Below are 16,787 nucleotides of genomic sequence, written 5' to 3' on the forward strand. Positions count from 1 at the left end.
ATCGACCAGCCCTGGCGCATCACGTCCATCGGCCTCCGCGACTGGGCGCATCGGTTCTGATCAGTGGGAGTTGGTATCAGCTCTCGATCGTGACGTTGTTCTCGCGCACCACAGCACCCCAGTCGCGCGTGCTGGCCGCGAGCCACGTGCCGAATGCCGGGGGTTCCATGGTGCGCACCGCGCCGCCGATCTGGATGATGCGCTCGGCGATCGCCGGATCCGCCAGCACGCCGGTGATCGCACGGTGCAGCGCAGCCACGACGGGGGCGGGCGTGCCGCCGGTGGCGAGAATCCCCTGCCAGGTGCCGCTCTCGACCAGCAGCTTGGGCAGGCCGAGCTCGCCGAAGCTTCTCGTCTCCGGCAGCGCCGCCAGCCGTTCCTCACCCGACACGGCGATCCCGCGCAGCTGGCCCGAGACCACGAAGGGCTGGGTCGCGGTCGCGCCGTTCAGGAGCGCCTGGCAGTCGTTCTGCACCACGGCCTGGATGGCGGCCGCGCCGCCGCGATAGGGCACGTATTCCCAGACGAAGCCGAAATGCTTCGCCAGCACGATGCCGGTCAGGTGGTTCGCGGCGCCGATGCCGCTATGCGCGAGATTGAGCTTGCCGGGATTCGCCTTCGCATGGGCGACGAAGGACGGCACGTCGGTCGCCGCCACGGAGGGGTGCGCGCCGAAGATGTAGGGCGCGAAGGCGACCATCGTGACCGGCGCGAGATCCTTCAGCGGATCGTAGGACATCGTCTTCAGCAGGCTCGGCGCGATCGCGAGGCTGCTGACATCCGTGATCAGCAGCGTGTGCCCGTCCTTCTGCGCCCGCGCGACCGCCTCGGCGCCGATATGGCCGTTCGCGCCGGCGCGGTTCTCCACCACGACGGTCTGGCCCAGCGCCTCGGTCAGCTTCGGCGCCATCAGCCGGGCGAGGATGTCGGAACTGCCGCCCGGCGCGAACGGCACGACGATGCGGAGCGCGCGGGTGAAGGCGGGCTGGGCGAGCGCGGGCGCGGCGAGCAGCGCCGGCGCGGCAGCGAGGACGGTACGACGGCGGATCATGGCACTTCCTCCAGCGTGGCGGGTCGTTCCCGCCCTGTCAGGGTGCGCCTGCCGCCACTACCCTGCAAGGGCGCGGATCGCGGTGCAGACCGCCTCCACCTGCGCGTCCGTCAGTTCCGGGTACATCGGCAGGGAGAGCACCTCGGCGGCGGCGCGCTCGGTCGCGCGGCAGGCGGCGGGGCCGAGGGTGATCCGGCCGCGATAGGCGGGCTGGGCGTGCACCGGCATCGGGTAGTGCACGTTGGTGCCGATGCCGCGGGCGCGGAACTGCGCCTGCACGGACGCGCGGTCGGGGCAGCGCAGGACGTACTGGTGGAACACGTGCGTCGCGCCGGGCCGGCGCGCGGGCGGCGCGATGCCCGTGCCGGCAAGCGCCGCGTCGTAACGGTCGGCGATCACGGCCCGCCGCGCGTTCGCCGCGTCGAGATGCGCGAGCTTCACCGCGAGGATCGCCGCCTGCACCTCGTCGAGCCGGGAGTTCACCCCGGCGAGGTCGCTCACGTAGCGCTCGCGCCAGCCGTACTGGCGCAAGGCCGCGATGCCATCGGCGAGTGCGGCGTCGTCGGTCGCGATCACGCCGCCGTCGCCAAGCGCGCCGAGGTTCTTGGTCGGGTAGAGGCTGAACGCGGCGGCGATGCCGAGCGTGCCGGCCTTGCGGTTGGCCACCATCGCGCCGTGGCACTGCGCGCAGTCCTCGATCACGGCCGCGCCGTGGCGCGCGGCTGTCGCCAGGATCGCCTCGATCGCCGCCGGCTGCCCGTAGAGGTGCACCGGGATCACCGCCCGGATCGGCGGCAGGCCGCCGGGCGGGTCGCGCAGCACGGCATCGAGCTCGGCCGGGTCCATCGTGTACGTCGCCGGATCGATGTCGAGCAGGATCGGCGTGGCGCCGACCATCTCGACCGCGGCGACCGTTGCGACCGCGGTGTGCGACACGGTGGCGACCGCCGCGCCCGGACCGATCCCCAGGCCGCGCAGGATCAGCGCCAGCGCATCCGTGCCGTTGGCGACGCCGATCGCGCGCGCGGCCCCCTGCCAGCGCGCGAACGCCTCCTCGAAGGCGGCGCACTCGCGGCCAAGGATGTACCAGCCGCTCTCCAGCACGCGCGCGACCGCCGTGTCGATCGGTCCCTTCAGCGCGCGGTAGGCGGCGCCTGGGTCGGCCTGCGGCACGGTGACGGGCGGGGTCGGAACGTTCATCGCGGGTCTTTCAGAGATAGCGGTCGAGACGTGGGCGGAACCAGTCGAGCGTGCGGTGCAGCCCCTCGTCGAGTGGGATCTTCGGCGCCCAGCCGGTGGCGGCGCGGAAACGCGAATCGTCGGCGACGTAGCTGCCGATGTCGATCCTGGCACGCTCGGGCGGGAATTCCTTGACGACGTAGCGTCCACCCCCGTTCGCCGCGACCAGGGCCTCGGCGAGGTCACGCAGCGAGACGGGGGGCGAGCCACCGAGATTGTACACGCCGGGCGGCGCGCCGGCGGCGGCCAGGAACGCCTCGGCCACGTCATCGGCGTAGGCGAGGTCGCGCGTCTGATCCCCGCCCCAGACCTCGAATGGCTCGCCCTCCAGCACGCGCCGAACCCAGAGGCCGAGGAAGGTCTGGCGGTGGTCCTTCACGCGCAGCCCCGGCCCGTAGCAGTTGGTGAGCCGGAGCGAGACCACAGGCCGGCCGTGCACCTTGTGCTCCAGCAGCCAGTACTGCTCGGCGGCCCATTTGCTCACGGCGTTCGCGTCGGGCGGATCGACCGGGTGGTCCTCGGCGACCGGCAGCGCGCGCGGGCGGCCGTAGAGCTGGCGCGTCGAGGCATGGATCACGCGCGCATCCGGCGCGGACGCGCGCGCGGCGAGGATCAGGCGCAGCGTTGCGTCAGCGTTCTGCGCGAGGTCGCCGCGCGGATCGGCCTGGCTGCCCATGTGGCTGGTCTGCGCGGCGAGGTGGACGATCGCGTCCGCCCCGGCGAGTGCGTCCTCGAGTGGATCATGGCGCAGATCGGCGCGCACCACGCGGACGTCCAGACCTTCGAGATTGGCCGCGTTCGCCCCGGTCTCGGGCAGGAACGCGTCGATCACGGTCACACGCGCGCCCTGCCCGACAAGCGCACGCGCCAGGGCCGAGCCGAGAAACCCCGCGCCGCCGGTGATGACGACCACCGCACCGTGCCAGTCCATGCCCCGATCCCCTCGCGCGCCTCTCACCACGACGGCATGGCCGATTGATGGCGGCACTTGCAACGGCCCGCCGAGACCCGCACATCCCGACCATCGGCCCCGCGGAGGGCACGAGGGAGGACGTGGCCAGCGTGTCGAGGGGAGCCTGATGGACTGGATCTTCACGACCATCTTCATCGGCGCGGCGCTGATCGTCCTGTCCGTCCTGACCAGCCTGATCGCGTTCCGGTTCGGCACCCCGCTGCTGCTGTTCTTCCTCGGCATCGGGCTGCTGGCCGGCGAGGACGGGCTGGGGCTGCAGTTCGACGACGCCGCCAGCGCCTATTTCGTCGGCAGCCTCGCGCTGGCGGTGATCCTGTTCGATTCCGGCTTCAGCACGCGCTGGCGCACCTTCCGCCAGGCGGCCGGCCCGGCGGTCGTGCTGGCGACACTCGGCGTGCTGCTGACGACCGCCTTCCTCGGCGCCTGCATTCATTACATCTTCGATGCCCCCTGGCCGGAATCCCTGCTGATCAGCGCGATCGTCAGCTCGACCGACGCGGCGGCGGTGTTCTTCCTGCTGCGCACCGGCGGCATCACGATCAAGGAGACCGTGCGCGCCACGCTCGAGGTCGAGTCCGGCTCGAACGACCCGATGGCGGTGTTCCTGACGGTTCTGCTGGTGGAGCTGGTCGCCTCGGGCGGCGGGCTGGACGGGCTGACCACCGATCTGCTGATCGGCTTCATGACCCAGATGGGGCTGGGTCTGGTGTTCGGCATCGCGGGCGGGCTGCTGATCGTCCAGCTTGTCAACCGCGTCGAGCTGGAAAGCGCGCTCTACCCCATCATCGTGCTCGCCGCCGCGCTCGTGCTGTTCTCGCTGACCGGCGCGCTGGGCGGCAGCGGGTTCCTCGCGGCCTATGTCTCCGGGCTCGTGTCCGGCAACCGCCGCATGCGCGCGATACAGAGCCTGCGGCGGTTCCAGGAGGGCATGACCTGGCTCGCGCAGATCTCGATGTTCCTCATCCTCGGCCTGCTCGCGACGCCGTCCGAGTTTCCCGCGGCCGCGCCGCCGGCGATCGCGATTGCACTGCTGCTGAGCTTCGTCGTGCGGCCCGTTGCGGTCTGGCTCTGCCTGCTGCCGTTCGGGTTCAGCCGCAACGAGAACGCGTTCATCTCCTGGGTGGGCCTGCGCGGTGCGGTGTCGATCCTGCTCGCGATCCTGCCGCTGATCGGCAACCTGCCGAACGGCCAGCTCTACTTCAACACCGCCTTCATCATCGTGCTGAGCTCGCTGCTGATCCAGGGATGGACGATCAAGTCGATGGCGCGGCGGCTCGGGGTGATGGTGCCACCGCGGATGGGGCCGGTGCAGCGCGTCGATCTCGACCTGCCGGGCACCGCGAGCCACGAGCTGATCGTCTACCGCGTCGTCGAGCACAGTCCCGTGGTGCGCGGCGAACGGCTGCCACGCTGGGCCCGGCCATCGCTGGTGGTGCGCGACGGGCAGTCGATGCGCTTCCAGTATGCCGGCCGGCTGCAGGCGGGCGACTACGTCTACATGTTCATCCCGCCGCGTTTCACACGGTTGCTGGACCGGCTGTTCGCCAGCCCGGCGACGGTCGAGGAGGACGATTCGGACTTCTACGGCCGTCACGTCGTTGATCCGAAGCAGACCCTCGCCGCGCTGCGCGAGGCGCATGGCGTCGCGGTCCCCGCGCGCTCCCTCGACCGCGAGGTCAACACCTTCATGCTGAGCCGGCTCGGCGGTTCGGCCGAGATCGGCGATCGCGTGCCGTGCGGCGACGCCGAGCTGATCGTGCGCGAGGTGGATGCCCAGGGCAACGTGACCGAGGCCGGGCTCGCGCTCGGCGAGGATGCGCAGAAATGGCAGCTGCCGCTGTTCCTGAGCGGGCGCGAGATGATCGACCTTGCGCGGCGGAGCATCCGCCGCCTTACCCGTCGCTGACGGAGACCGCCGCCTTCTCCTTCTCGGCCACTCCCAACCCGAGGATGCGATCGACCGCCTCCTCGGCCGCATCGGCGAAGGGCGAGAGCACGGTGTCCGCGCCGAGGCCGCGCAGCCGCGCCTCCTCGACCGGGAAGTTCGCCGTGAGCGCGATGCGGCCGCGGAACCCGGCCTGGCGCAGCCCCCCGACCAGGGCGTCGTTGGTGTCGGCGTAGCCGAGCACGCCGACCGCATGCGGCACCGCCACGACCACCCACTCGGCAGAGGTCAGCGGCAGGTGCGCGACGAAGATCGGATCGCTGACGTCGCCGTAGATCGCCGGCCAGCCGCGGCGCTGGAAGGCGCGCACCGCCTCGGGGTCGAAATCGACGCCGAGGAAGCCCACGCCCCGCGCGGCGAGCCGCTCGGCGATCGCCGTGCCGTAGCGGCCGAGCCCGCACAGGATGACCGGCCGCTGCGGCGTCTCGCCCGCCTCGGCCAGATGGTCCTCGCGCAGCGCCCGGCGGCGCTCGAACACGCCGAGAGAGCGCTCGCACCAGCGATACAGCGTGGCCGAATAGACGATCATGTAGGTCGAGAGGCCGATCGTGACGATGCCGACCAGCGTGGTCAGCCCCACCGCCTCCAGCCCGACATGGCCGAGCGCGTGGCCGAGCGCGATGAACACCAGGCTGAACTCGCTGATCTGCGCGACCGTCAGCCCGGCGAGGAAGCTCGTGCGCTTGCGGTAGCCCATCACCCCCATGATCACCATCACGATCAGCGGGTTGCCGACCAGCACGAACACGGAAAGGATCGCCGCCTCGCCCAGCCGGTCGGCGATCGCCGAGAAGTCGAACAGGCCACCGAGCTGGAGGAAGAAGAACAGCAGCAGGAAGTCGCGCAGCGGCGCGAGGCGCGCGGCGATCGACTCGCGCACGCTGGTCGAGCCGAGGCTCACCCCGGCGAGCAGCCCGCCGAGCTCCTTCGACAGCCCGACCGCGTCCGCCGCCGCCGCGCCGACGGCGGCCCAGCCGATCGCGAACACGACGAGAAGCTCCGGCTCGCGCGCCATGCGGACGAGCAGCGGCTCGGCCAGGTACTGCATGAACAGGGCCGCGACGAGGATCAGCGCGATTCCACCGCCGAGGGCCCAGGCCAACGCGGTCGCCCCACCCTCGCCGGCGGCGGCGTCGAAGGCCGACAGCACGATCATCGCCACCACGACGCAGATGTCCTGCACGATCAGGAAGCCCAGCGCGATCCGCCCGTGCAGCGCATCGATCTCGCGTTTGTCGGACAGCAGCTTCACGATGATGATGGTGGAGGAGAACGTCAGCGCCACCGCGACATAGAGGCTCTCCACCGCGCCCATCCCAAGGGCGAGGCAGATCAGGAATCCGCCGACCGAGGTGAACGCCACCTGGCCGAGGCCGGTGGCGACCGCGACCCGGCCGAAGCTCCGGATCAGGCCGATATCGAGCTTGAGCCCGACGAGGAACAGCAGGAGCGCGATGCCGAGCCGGGCCAGCGTCTCGATCACGATCCCGCCCGTGACGATGCCGAAGCCCGAGGGGCCGACCAGGATGCCGACGGCGATGAACGAGACGATCAGCGGCTGGCGCGCGGCAACCCCGAGCAGCCCCACCACCGAGGCGATCGCCAGCAGCGCCGCCACCTCCTCGAACACCGACACGGCCGGTCATCCTCCTCCGCTCACGGACCCGCGACAGGCTAGCGGTTGGGCGCCGCGTCGGGAAACCGTAAGCTCCGACCCATGCGCGCACCGGACGGACCCTCGACCCTGCGGGACCTGGTGGAAGGGCTGGCACGGCACGGCGAGCGGCCGGCGCTGGTGCATGTGCGCGACGGCACGGGCGAGGCGCTGAGCTACGCCGAGATCGGCGCGCGGGCCCTGGCACTCGCCGGCGCGCTGGCCGCGCGCGGGGTAACGCCCGGCGATACGGTGCTGCTGTTCGGGCCGAACGGGCACGACTGGGTGGTGGTGCGGCTGGCGCTCGGCGCGCTCGGCGCGATCGCGGCCGCGCTCGACGACCTCACCACCGACGAGGAGCTGAAGGTGCTGGTGCCGGACAGCGGCGCCCGGCTTGCGTTCTGCGCCGCCGCGCACGCGCCGCGTCTGGCCGCGGTCGATGCCGGGCTGACGCTGGTGACGCTCGATCCGGCCGAGGGGCTGCCGCGCTGGACCGACTGGGAAGCCGGCGCCAAGGCCGAGCTGCCGCCGATCCGGCCCGAGGACGCGATGATGCTGGTCACCACCAGCGGCACCACGGGCCGGCCGAAATCCTTCCTGCTGACGCACGCGAACGTGCTGCACAACGTGCGCGCGCTGGCGTCCCAGGGGATCGTGACGCGCGAGGACCGCGCGCTGCTGCCGCTGCCGCTGCACCACGTCTATCCGCTGACCGTCGGCATCCTCGCGCCGTTCACGCTCGGCACCCCGGTGGTGCTGCCCGAGAGCGTGACCGGCCCGCACCTCGTTGCGGCCCTGAAGGAGGCGCGCTGCACCGTGATGATCGCGGTGCCGCGGCTCTACGCGGCGCTGCTGAACGGGCTGATGGGGCGCGTCGCGCAGCAGCCCTGGCTCAAGCGGCGGATCTTCAGGGCGCTGTTCGGCCTCTCGCTGGTCCTGCGCCGGCGCTTCGGCGTGCGCGTCGGGCGGCGGCTGTTCGGCTCGATCCACCGCAGCCTCGCACCCGACCTGTGGCTGATGGCCTCGGGCGGTGCGGCGTTCGAGGCCGAGCTGATCTGGCCGCTGGAGGCGCTGGGCTGGCAGGTGCTGTCGGGCTGGGGGCTCGCCGAGACGGCCTCGATCCTGACCAACAACCACAAGGACAAGGCACGCATCGGCACCGAGGGCTGGCCGCTGCCCGGCGTGGAGCTGCGCGTCGCCGAGCCGGACGAGAGGGGCGCCGGCGAATTGCAGTGCCGCGGGCCGTCGGTGTTCGTAGGTTACCGTAACAATCCGGAGGCGAATGAGATCGCCTTCACGCCCGACGGCTGGTTCCGCACCGGCGATCTCGGCTTCATCGACGCCGACCGCTACGTGCACATCGTCGGCCGGGTGAAGGAGATGATCGTGCTCGGGGGCGGCAAGAACGTCTTCCCCGAGGAGCTGGAGAAGCACTACGGCGCTGATCCGGCGATCAAGGAAATCGCGGTGCTGGACCGGCAGGGTGCGCTGGTGGCGCTGGTGGTGCCGGACGAGCCAGCGATCGCGGCCTCGGGCTCGCCGCGGATCGACGATGCGGTGCGCGTCGCGCTGGGCACGGCGGCGCAGCGCGTGCCGTCGCATCAGCGGCTCGCGGGCTATGCGATCACGCGCGAGCCGCTGCCACGCACGCGGCTCGGCAAGATCCAGCGCTTCCGCCTGTCCGCGCTCTACGACGCGGCGAAGGCGGGCCGGACCGCGTCCGCCGCGACGATGACCGACGAGGAGCGCGCGCTGCTCGCCGAGCCGACCGCGCGGGCGATGTGGGAGCTGCTCACCGCGCGCTTCCCGGGCAAGCTGGTGGCGCCATCGCAGTCGCCGCAGCTCGATCTCGGCGTGGACAGTCTGGGCTGGGTCGAGATCACGCTGGAGGCCGAGAGCCGGCTCGGCCTCGGGTTCAGCGAGGACGACTGGGGCGAGATCGGCACGGTGCGCGACATCCTGGATCTCGCAGTGAAGCGCGCCGCGGAGGGCGCGCCGGCGCGGCCGCCCGAGCCACCGGACCTGTCGTGGCTGGAGCCGCCCTCGGGCGCGCACGCGGTGGCGGCCTGGGTGCTCGCCGCGGCGAACCGCCTGCTCTGCGCGGCGCTGTTCCGGCTGCGCGTGACGGGGCGCGAGCACCTCCCCGACGGCGCTGTGATCGTCGCGGTCAACCATCTCTCCGACATCGATCCGGCAATCATGGCGGCTGCCCTGCCGAAGCCGGCGCTCGCGCGCATCCGCTGGTCGGGCGAGCGATCGCGGCTGTTCGTCTCGCGGATCGGCCGGTTCCTCGCGCGCGCGGCGCGCATCTTCCCGGTCGATGAGCGCCAGCCGGCGACCACGCTCGCCTATGCCAGGGAGGCGCTCGGTCGCGGCGACTGCCTCGTTTGGTTCCCGGAAAGCTGGCGCAGCCCGGACGGCGCGATCCAGCGCTTCCTGCCCGGGGTCGGCGAGCTCGTGCGCGCCACCGGTGCGCCGGTCGTGCCGGCACGGATCGTCGGCACCTTCGAGGCGATGCCGCGCACGGCGCGAGTCCCGAAGCCCCATCCCGTGCGCGTCACCTTCGGCCCGCCGATCCCGGCTGCCACGTTGACGGACGGGGCCGCGAACGCCCAGGAGATCGCCGGGCGGATCCGCGAGGCCGTCGCCGCGCTGCCCGACTGACCGCGTCTTGACACATCCGGAACGGCATGGCCCTTCACGTCCATCCCCGCCCGAACGGACCAAACCGATGCCACGCCAGATCGACGCCGTGATCTTCGACCTCGGCGGCGTGCTGATCGACTGGAACCCGCGCCATCTCTACCGCAGGCTGTTCGACGACGAAGCCGCGATGGAGGCGTTCCTCAGCGAGGTCTGCGCGCCTTCCTGGAACCTCGAACAGGACCGCGGGCGGCCCTGGGCGCAGGCGATCGCCGAGCTCTCGGCGCAGCACCCCGACAAGGCCGAACTGATCGCCGCCTATCGCGGCCGCTGGCACGAGATGCTGAACGGGCCGATCGCGGGCACGGTCACGATCCTGGAGGAGCTCGACAGCGCCGGCGTCACGCTGTTCGCGCTCACCAACTGGTCGGCCGAGACCTACCCCCATGCCGAGCAGCTCTACCCGTTCCTCGGCCGGTTCCGCGCCGTCGTGGTGTCGGGACGCATCGGCCTCATCAAGCCCGACGCCGCGATCTACCGCCACGCAATCGGCCGGTTCGGCGTGGAGCCGGACCGCACGCTGTTCATCGACGACAGCGAGAGGAATGTCGCGGGCGCCGAAGCCGTCGGCCTGCGCGCGATCCACTTCACCGGGCCCGACACGCTGCGGCGCGAGCTGGCCGCACGCGGCCTGCCGGTCGGGGCTGACACGCCATGACCATGCTGCAGAAGGTGATCGCGCAGATCATCCTCGCCAGCCGCTACATCCTGGTGGTCTTCTATGTCGGGCTCGCGGCGGCGCTGCTGGTCTATGCGGGGCAGTTCCTGGTGAAGCTCGGCGGGCTCGCCGCCTCGTTCCCGGCCGCCGACGACAACACCTTCCTGATCGGCCTGCTGCAACTGATCGACAAGGCGCTGGTCGCGGGCCTGGTCGTGATGGTGATGCTGTCCTCCTACGACAACTTCGTCGCGCGGCTGGAGGACCAGGAGAGCCGCCACCAGATCGGCTGGCTGTCCAAGCTCGATCCCGGCAACCTGAAGATCAAGCTCGCCTCGGCGATCGTCGCGATCAGCTCGATCCACCTGCTCCAGGTCTTCATGAACACGGGCAGCTACACCTCCAGCGACATCCTCTGGAAGGTCGTGATCCACGTCGTCTTCATCGGCTCGGCACTCTCGCTCGGCGTGCTCGACCGGATCACCGACAAGGCCGCACGCCAGCCCGCACAGGCCGAGTGATCCCCCCCGCACAAAGCCTTCACCTTTGTGCGGGGGGTATGGCGCGCGGGGCTGGTGGGCTGGACGCGCGCGAAACCAGGCGGGTATGACGCCGCGTCAGCCCTCGCCGTGTGCGATCGCCGCACGGACGCGCTCCAGCAGCCGCCGGTCCTCCTCAGCCAGCACCCGCAGCGCCCGGCGCAGTGCCCCGCGGGCCTCGTGCAACTGGTCGAGCAGGTCAAGCACCACGTCCACGCCGTCCTCGTTCACGCCGATGTCCTGCACGAGGTCGCGCACCAGCAGCGCGCGGGCGAGATCGGCCTCGGAGAGCTCGCGCCGGACATAGCCGGCCTCGATCCACGCCTCCAGCGTGGCCGCATCGAGCCGGGCGCGGATGCAGAAGGTCGTGCGGTCCATCGCTCAGCCCTCCAGCCCGGCGCGCGGGTCGTGGCCGCGCCCGGCCTCCCAGCCGCGCAGGAACTGCTCGAGCGTGGCGTCGGGCTTGGCCGGCAGCACGATCTTCAACGTGACGATGCAGTCGCCGCGGGTGCCGTTCGCGCGCGCGACGCCGCGGCCGCGCAGGCGCAGCACCGAGCCGGTGTTGGAGCCCGGCGGGATCGTCAGCATCACCTTGCCCGCCGGCGTGGGGGCCTCGACCTTGGCGCCCAGCGCGGCCTCGGTGAGCGACACCGGAAGCTCGTAGCGGATCGTGTCGCCCTCGCGCCGGTACAGCGGATGCGGCGTCACCGCGAGCTCCACCAGCGCATCGCCCGGCGGGCCCCCGTTGATGCCCGGCAGGCCCTTGCCGCGCAGCCTGAGCACCTGGCCGTCGGTCGCGCCGGGCGGGATCTTGAGCTCGATCACGTCGCCGCCGGGCAGCGAGACGCGGGCGGTCGCGCCATTCACCGCGTCGAGGAACGGCACGGTGAGCCGCAGCGAGAGATCGCCGCCCGGGAACGCCATGCGCTCGCCGCCGGCCTGGCGTTCGCCGAACAGATCGTCGAACAGGTCCTCGAGCCCCGAGCGCGCCGCGCGCGGGCCGCGCCGTGTGCGGAACGGTCCGGCATCGGCCGTCGCGTGGTCGCGGAAGAACGGCCCGCGCGGGCGCTCCTGGCCCTCGGCGTCGATCTCGCCGGCATCGAAGCGGCGCCGCTTCTCGGCGTCCGACAGCAGCTCGTATGCGGCCGAGACGTCCTTGAAGCGCGCCTCGGCGCTGCGGTCGCCCGGGTTCAGGTCCGGGTGCAGCCGCTTGGCGAGCTTGCGGTACGCCTTGCGGATCTCCTCGGGCTTGGCGGTTCGGGCCACGCCAAGGATTTCATACGGGTCCGTGGCCACCGGCTCACCCCGCCGCTTCGGCCTTCAGCACGCGCCCGGCCACCACGTCGAGCCGCGACAGCAGCGACGGGTCGCGCTTCGCCGGCGCCGTGACGATCGCGTTCTCGAGCGCGGTGTGGCAGCCCTCGGGGCAGAAGCCGCGCCGCTGCCCCAGCACCGGAACGACCTGCTTGAGCAGGCCGCGCGCCTTGGCGGCGTTCTCGAACAGCACCTTCACCACCAGCTCCACCGTCACGTGGTCATGCTCGGGGTGCCAGCAGTCGTAGTCCGTCACCATCGCCACGGTGGCGTAGCAGAGCTCCGCCTCGCGGGCGAGCTTCGCCTCCGGCATGTTGGTCATGCCGATCACGTCGCAGCCCCAGGCGCGGTAGAGCTCGCTCTCGGCGCGGGTCGAGAACTGCGGCCCCTCGATCACCAGATAGGTGCCGCCCCGCTTGTGCGGCAAGGAGAGCGCCCGGCAGCCCTCCTCCAGCACGTCGCCCAGGCGCCGGCAGACGGGATTGGCCATCGAGACATGCGCCACACAGCCGGCGCCGAAGAACGACTTCTGGCGCGCAAACGTGCGGTCGATGAACTGGTCGACGATCACGAAGGTGCCGGGCGGCATCTCGGCGCGGAGCGAACCGACCGCGGAGAGCGAGAGGATCTCGGTGCAGCCCGCCCGCTTCAGCGCGTCGATGTTGGCGCGATACGGCAGATCGGTCGGGCTGAGGCGATGGCCGCGATCGTGGCGCGGCAGGAACACGCAGGGGATGCCCGAGAGCCGGCCGAACAGCAGCTGCCCCGAGGGCAGGCCCCACGGCGTGCGCACCTCGCGCCACTCGGTGTCCTCCAGCCCCTCGATGTCGTAGATGCCCGACCCGCCGATGATGCCGATCACCGGGGCCGGGGCGTCCTGCTCCGCCATGACGTCGTTCCCCAACAGGACGGGCCGCCCCGGACGGAGCGGCCCGGCAAGCCTATCCGGTTCCGCCCCTCAATGCTTGAGGTCAGCCCAGATCTTGCGCTTCACGCCATAGGTCAGGCCACCAAGCACGATCAGGAACAGGATCACCCGCACGCCCATCGCGCGGCGCTGCTCGAGCTCGGGCTCGGCCGCCCAGGCCATGAAGGTCGTGACGTCGCGCGCCATCTGCTCGATCGTCGCTGGCGTGCCGTCGGCGTAGTCGACCATGTCGGGCCAGAGCGGCTGCGCCATGGCGATCCAGTGCCCGGGGAAGTACTCGTTGTAGTGCATGCCCTCCATCGGCTCGACGCCGTCGGGCGGGGTCTCGCGATAGCCGGTGAGCAGCGCGTAGAGGTAGTTCGCGCCGTCCGGCCGGGCCTTCACGATCAGCGAGAGATCCACCGGGTAGGCGCCCTGGTTCGCCGCCCGCGCCGCGCGCTCGTTCGGGAACGGGCTGCGGAAGCGGTCAGACGGGCGGCCGGGACGCTCAAACATCTCGCCGTCGTCGTTCGGCCCGTCCATGATCATGGACTCGGCCGCGATGGCGCGGATCTCGTCCTCGGACAGCCCGATGTCCGCAAGGTTGCGGTACGCGAGCTGCTTCATGGCGTGGCAGGCAGCGCAGACCTGCTTGTAGACCAGGAAGCCGCGCTGGGCGGAGGCGCGGTCGAAGGTGCCGAACAGCCCGCCGAACGACCACTCCTGCTGCGGCAGCGGAACCGCAGGACCGGCCGCCTGCGCGGGGGAGGCGAGGGCGAGCGCCGCCGCCGCGGCCGCCAGACGAACGATGCGCATCACGCCTTCTCCATCGGCTTGCTCGCCGCCCCCGCGGGCACCGGCCCGCCGCCCAGCACGCGCTGACTGATGCTCGCCGGCAGCGGCAGCGGCCGTTCGAGCTTGCCGAGCACCGGCAGGATCACGAGGAAGTAGAGGAAATAGTAGGCTGTGCCGACGCGGCTGATGGTCACCCAGATGCCCTCGGCCGGCATCGCACCGCAATAGCCCAGCACCAGGCACGCGACCACGAACACCCAGAAGAACGGGCGCGCGAGCGGTCGGAACTTCATCGACCGCACCGGGCTGGTGTCGAGCCAGGGCAGCACGAACAGCACGAAGATCGAGGCGAACATCAGCACGACGCCGCCAAGCTTGTCCGGCACCGCGCGCAGGATCGCGTAGAACGGCAGGAAGTACCATTCCGGCACGATGTGCGCCGGCGTGACCAGCGGGTTCGCCGGGATGTAGTTGTCCGGGTGGCCCATGTAGTTGGGCGCGAAGAAGACGAAGAAGGCGAACACGATCAGGAAGATGACCAGCCCGAAGCTGTCCTTGATCGTGTAGTAGGGGTGGAACGGGATCGTGTCCTGCGGCCCCTTCGGCTCGATCCCGAGCGGGTTGTTCGAGCCTGTGATGTGCAGCGCGACCACGTGCAGGAACACCACGCCGACGATCAGGAACGGCAGCAGGTAGTGCAGGCTGTAGAACCGGTTCAGCGTCGGGTTGTCGATCGCGAACCCGCCCCAGAGCCAGGCGACGATGCTGTCGCCGAACACCGGAATGGCGCTGAACAGGTTGGTGATGACGGTCGCGCCCCAGAAGCTCATCTGGCCCCAGGGCAGCACGTAGCCCATGAAGGCGGTCGCCATCATCAGCAGCAGGATGACGACGCCGAGCATCCACAGCAGTTCGCGCGGCGCCTTGTATGATCCGTAGTACAACCCGCGGAAGATGTGGATGTAGACGACGATGAAGAACATGCTGGCGCCGTTCATGTGGATGTAGCGGAGCAGCCAGCCGTAGTTCACGTCGCGCATGATGCGCTCGACGCTGTCGAAGGCGTGGTCGACATGCGGCGTGTAGTGCATCGCAAGGAAGATGCCGGTGACGATCATCACCACCAGGCAGACCATCGCCAGCGCGCCGAAGTTCCAGAAGTAGTTGAAGTTCTTCGGCGTCGGGAACTCGGCATACTCCTTGGTGAGCATGCTCGGGATTGGCAGGCGCTGGTCGATCCAGCGCACCACCGGGTTCTTGAAGTCACTCTTGTGCAGGCCGACCATGGTGCGTGCCTCAGCCGATCCGGATCGCGGTGTCGGAAGTGAAGGTATACGGGGGCACCTCAAGATTCGCCGGCGCAGGGCCGCGGCGGATCCGTCCCGAGGTGTCGTAGTGACTGCCGTGGCAGGGGCAGAACCAGCCGTTGTAGTCGCCCTTCGCGTCGGTCGGGCGCTGGCCGAGCGGCACGCAGCCGAGATGCGTGCACACGCCCACCATCACCAGCCACTCGGGCTTCTGCACCCGCCGCTCGTCCGGCTGCGGATCGGGCAGGGCGCTCAGCGGCGTCTCGCGTGCCGCGCGGATGTCGTCCGCGGTGCGGTGGCGGATGAACACGGGCTTGCCGCGCCAGACCACGGTGATCGCCTGGCCCTCGGCAATCGGCGCGAGATCCACCTCGGTCGAGGCGAGCGCGAGAACCGAGGCCGATGGGTTCATGCTGTGGATGAAGGGCCAGGCAAAGGCGAGCACGCCCACGCCCGCGACCGCGGTGGTGGTCAGCGACAGGAAGTCGCGCCGCGTGCCGCCGGCGTCATGTCCGCCCTGTGCCTGAGCCGTCGAAGTCTCGGCCATCCCCGTTCCTCTCCGCATCCGGCCCGCCCCGGGGAAGGGGCCGGCCCGCCTGTCCGCGACGCCAGGGGTCTGACGAGGGCGCGCGCCTCGCCTCTGGACTGCGCATCCCTCGAGGCGCGCGTTTCCGCGCCGCACCACACCAAGGCATCGGGCGCCCTTATAGGCAGGGGGTGGCGGCGCGGCAACGTCCCCGCGGCTGAGACGGACGTATGGGCGCTCCGCCGTTGCGCAACCCCCCGACAGGGCGCTGTTGACGCCGCGCGGCCGGGCCGTGATCGTCGCCCCATGACCCCGATCGCGGAAGCGCGGCAAGAGGCCGCCCGAACCTGGTTCGAAGACCTGCGCGACCGGCTCTGCGCCGCGTTCGAGGCGATCGAGGACGCGCTCGCCGAAGGCCCGCTTGCCGCCCTGCCGCCGGGCCGGTTCGTGCGCTCCGCCTGGGACCGCCCGGGCGGCGGCGGCGGGGAGATGAGCGTGATGAAGGGGAGGGTATTCGAGAAGGTCGGCGTGAACGTCTCGACCGTGTTCGGCGCGTTCAGCCCCGAGTTCCGCGGCCAGATCCCCGGCGCGGCCGAGGATCCGCGGTTCTGGGCCTCGGGCATCTCGCTGGTCGCGCACCTGCGGAGCCCGCGCGTGCCGGCCGCGCACATGAATACCCGGATGATCGCCACGACCAAGACCTGGTTCGGCGGCGGCGGCGACCTGACGCCGATGCTGCTGGAGGCGCCCGAGACGGCGGAGGACCGCGAGACCTTCCATGCCGCCTTCAAGGCAGCCTGCGACCGCCACCATCCGGACTACTACCCGCGCTTCAAGGCCTGGTGCGACCGCTACTTCTTCCTGCCGCACCGCAACGAGCCGCGCGGCGTGGGCGGGATCTTCTACGACACGCTCGACACGGGCGACTGGGCGACGGATTTCGCCTTCACGCGCGACGTGGGCCTTGCCTTCCTCGATGCCTATCCGGCGATCGTGCGGCGGCGGATGCACGAGCCCTGGACCGAGGAGGAGCGCGAGCGCCAGCTCGTCCGGCGCGGCCGCTATGTCGAGTTCAACCTGCTCTACGACCGCGGCACGCTGTTCGGGCTGAAGACCGGGGGCAATGTCGAGGCGATCCTGATGAGCCTGCCGCCCGAGGTGAAGTGGCCGTAGGCG

General features: G+C 71.0%; 15 protein-coding genes. 5 read left to right on the top strand and 10 right to left on the bottom strand.

Annotated features, from left to right (window positions below; genetic code table 11):
• Positions 1-76: 76 nt before the first annotated feature.
• Genes ACTIFU_RS05275 through ACTIFU_RS05285 form a run of 3 tightly spaced genes read right to left on the bottom strand, consistent with a single transcriptional unit; the run spans position 77 to position 3,221 of the window.
• Positions 77-1,051, bottom strand: a complete 975-nt coding sequence (locus ACTIFU_RS05275; RefSeq protein ID WP_439577245.1) for a Bug family tripartite tricarboxylate transporter substrate binding protein — start codon at positions 1,049-1,051, stop codon at positions 77-79.
• A 57-nt stretch (positions 1,052-1,108) separates the two neighbouring features.
• Positions 1,109-2,251 (bottom strand): DegT/DnrJ/EryC1/StrS family aminotransferase, encoded by a 1,143-nt coding sequence (locus tag ACTIFU_RS05280; protein WP_439577246.1) that lies wholly within the window; start codon positions 2,249-2,251, stop codon positions 1,109-1,111.
• Between the two features lie 10 nt (positions 2,252-2,261).
• Positions 2,262-3,221, bottom strand: a complete 960-nt coding sequence (locus tag ACTIFU_RS05285) for an NAD-dependent epimerase/dehydratase family protein (protein WP_439577247.1) — start codon at positions 3,219-3,221, stop codon at positions 2,262-2,264.
• A gap of 148 nt (positions 3,222-3,369) precedes the next feature.
• Here ACTIFU_RS05285 and ACTIFU_RS05290 point away from each other — a divergent pair, with 148 nt between their 5' ends.
• Positions 3,370-5,169, top strand: a complete 1,800-nt coding sequence (locus ACTIFU_RS05290; protein ID WP_439577248.1) for a potassium/proton antiporter — start codon at positions 3,370-3,372, stop codon at positions 5,167-5,169.
• Here the strand turns inward: ACTIFU_RS05290 and ACTIFU_RS05295 are convergent.
• Entirely contained in the window at positions 5,156-6,844 is a 1,689-nt protein-coding gene (locus ACTIFU_RS05295; RefSeq protein WP_439577249.1) for a cation:proton antiporter, read from the bottom strand. The two genes, ACTIFU_RS05290 and ACTIFU_RS05295, sit on opposite strands and share 14 nt — an antisense overlap.
• 81 nt (positions 6,845-6,925) lie before the next feature.
• On the opposite strand from ACTIFU_RS05295, the gene ACTIFU_RS05300 reads away from it, so the two are divergent.
• The 3 genes from ACTIFU_RS05300 (at position 6,926) to ACTIFU_RS05310 (ending at position 10,744) form a co-directional block, all read left to right on the top strand.
• Positions 6,926-9,526, top strand: a complete 2,601-nt coding sequence (locus tag ACTIFU_RS05300) for an AMP-binding protein (protein ID WP_439577250.1) — start codon at positions 6,926-6,928, stop codon at positions 9,524-9,526.
• A gap of 67 nt (positions 9,527-9,593) precedes the next feature.
• The gene (locus tag ACTIFU_RS05305) at positions 9,594-10,223 is read left to right on the top strand and encodes an HAD family hydrolase (protein WP_439577251.1); all 630 of its coding nucleotides are present in this window, start codon (positions 9,594-9,596) and stop codon (positions 10,221-10,223) included.
• The gene (locus ACTIFU_RS05310; protein WP_439577252.1) at positions 10,220-10,744 is read left to right on the top strand and encodes a TIGR00645 family protein; all 525 of its coding nucleotides are present in this window, start codon (positions 10,220-10,222) and stop codon (positions 10,742-10,744) included. Before ACTIFU_RS05305 ends, ACTIFU_RS05310 begins: the two co-directional genes overlap by 4 nt.
• 96 nt (positions 10,745-10,840) lie before the next feature.
• Here ACTIFU_RS05310 and ACTIFU_RS05315 read toward each other — a convergent pair whose 3' ends face one another.
• The 6 genes from ACTIFU_RS05315 to petA form a co-directional block, all read right to left on the bottom strand.
• A complete protein-coding gene (locus tag ACTIFU_RS05315; protein ID WP_439577253.1) occupies positions 10,841-11,140 on the bottom strand; it encodes a chaperone modulator CbpM in 300 nt (99 codons plus the stop codon).
• A gap of 3 nt (positions 11,141-11,143) precedes the next feature.
• Complete coding sequence (locus ACTIFU_RS05320) at positions 11,144-12,058, bottom strand: DnaJ C-terminal domain-containing protein (RefSeq protein ID WP_439577254.1); 915 nt, start codon at positions 12,056-12,058, stop codon at positions 11,144-11,146.
• Positions 12,059-12,062: 4 nt separating this feature from the next.
• Positions 12,063-12,965, bottom strand: coding sequence for an S-methyl-5'-thioadenosine phosphorylase (locus ACTIFU_RS05325; protein WP_439577255.1), 903 nt, complete (start codon positions 12,963-12,965; stop codon positions 12,063-12,065).
• 69 nt (positions 12,966-13,034) lie between these two features.
• A complete protein-coding gene (locus ACTIFU_RS05330) occupies positions 13,035-13,799 on the bottom strand; it encodes a cytochrome c1 (RefSeq protein ID WP_439577256.1) in 765 nt (254 codons plus the stop codon).
• Positions 13,799-15,064: a cytochrome b gene (locus ACTIFU_RS05335; RefSeq protein WP_439577257.1), complete on the bottom strand. Its 1,266-nt coding sequence runs from the start codon at positions 15,062-15,064 to the stop codon at positions 13,799-13,801. Before ACTIFU_RS05335 ends, ACTIFU_RS05330 begins: the two co-directional genes overlap by 1 nt.
• A 10-nt stretch (positions 15,065-15,074) precedes the next feature.
• Positions 15,075-15,632, bottom strand: coding sequence for a ubiquinol-cytochrome c reductase iron-sulfur subunit (gene petA, locus ACTIFU_RS05340; RefSeq protein WP_439577258.1), 558 nt, complete (start codon positions 15,630-15,632; stop codon positions 15,075-15,077).
• A gap of 285 nt (positions 15,633-15,917) precedes the next feature.
• Between petA and hemF the strand changes: the two genes are divergently transcribed.
• Positions 15,918-16,784 carry an oxygen-dependent coproporphyrinogen oxidase gene (hemF, locus tag ACTIFU_RS05345; protein WP_439577259.1) on the top strand — a complete coding sequence of 289 codons (867 nt, stop codon included), beginning with the start codon at positions 15,918-15,920 and terminating at the stop codon, positions 16,782-16,784.
• Positions 16,785-16,787: the final 3 nt, after the last annotated feature.

Origin of the sequence: Elioraea sp. (genome assembly GCF_051860475.1) — a bacterium.
Lineage (GTDB): Bacteria > Pseudomonadota > Alphaproteobacteria > Acetobacterales > Acetobacteraceae > Elioraea.

Excerpts from the sequence above, each read along its gene's own strand:
- ACTIFU_RS05275 (WP_439577245.1), bottom strand. The coding sequence starts at position 1,051 with ATGATCCGCCGTCGTACCGTCCTCGCTGCCGCGCCGGCGCTGCTCGCC.
- ACTIFU_RS05280 (WP_439577246.1), bottom strand. The coding sequence starts at position 2,251 with ATGAACGTTCCGACCCCGCCCGTCACCGTGCCGCAGGCCGACCCAGGC.
- ACTIFU_RS05285 (WP_439577247.1), bottom strand. The coding sequence starts at position 3,221 with ATGGACTGGCACGGTGCGGTGGTCGTCATCACCGGCGGCGCGGGGTTT.
- ACTIFU_RS05290 (WP_439577248.1), top strand. The coding sequence starts at position 3,370 with ATGGACTGGATCTTCACGACCATCTTCATCGGCGCGGCGCTGATCGTC.
- ACTIFU_RS05300 (WP_439577250.1), top strand. The coding sequence starts at position 6,926 with ATGCGCGCACCGGACGGACCCTCGACCCTGCGGGACCTGGTGGAAGGG.
- ACTIFU_RS05305 (WP_439577251.1), top strand. The coding sequence starts at position 9,594 with ATGCCACGCCAGATCGACGCCGTGATCTTCGACCTCGGCGGCGTGCTG.
- ACTIFU_RS05310 (WP_439577252.1), top strand. The coding sequence starts at position 10,220 with ATGACCATGCTGCAGAAGGTGATCGCGCAGATCATCCTCGCCAGCCGC.
- ACTIFU_RS05315 (WP_439577253.1), bottom strand. The coding sequence starts at position 11,140 with ATGGACCGCACGACCTTCTGCATCCGCGCCCGGCTCGATGCGGCCACG.
- ACTIFU_RS05325 (WP_439577255.1), bottom strand. The coding sequence starts at position 12,965 with ATGGCGGAGCAGGACGCCCCGGCCCCGGTGATCGGCATCATCGGCGGG.
- ACTIFU_RS05330 (WP_439577256.1), bottom strand. The coding sequence starts at position 13,799 with ATGCGCATCGTTCGTCTGGCGGCCGCGGCGGCGGCGCTCGCCCTCGCC.
- ACTIFU_RS05335 (WP_439577257.1), bottom strand. The coding sequence starts at position 15,064 with ATGGTCGGCCTGCACAAGAGTGACTTCAAGAACCCGGTGGTGCGCTGG.
- petA (WP_439577258.1), bottom strand. The coding sequence starts at position 15,632 with ATGGCCGAGACTTCGACGGCTCAGGCACAGGGCGGACATGACGCCGGC.
- hemF (WP_439577259.1), top strand. The coding sequence starts at position 15,918 with ATGACCCCGATCGCGGAAGCGCGGCAAGAGGCCGCCCGAACCTGGTTC.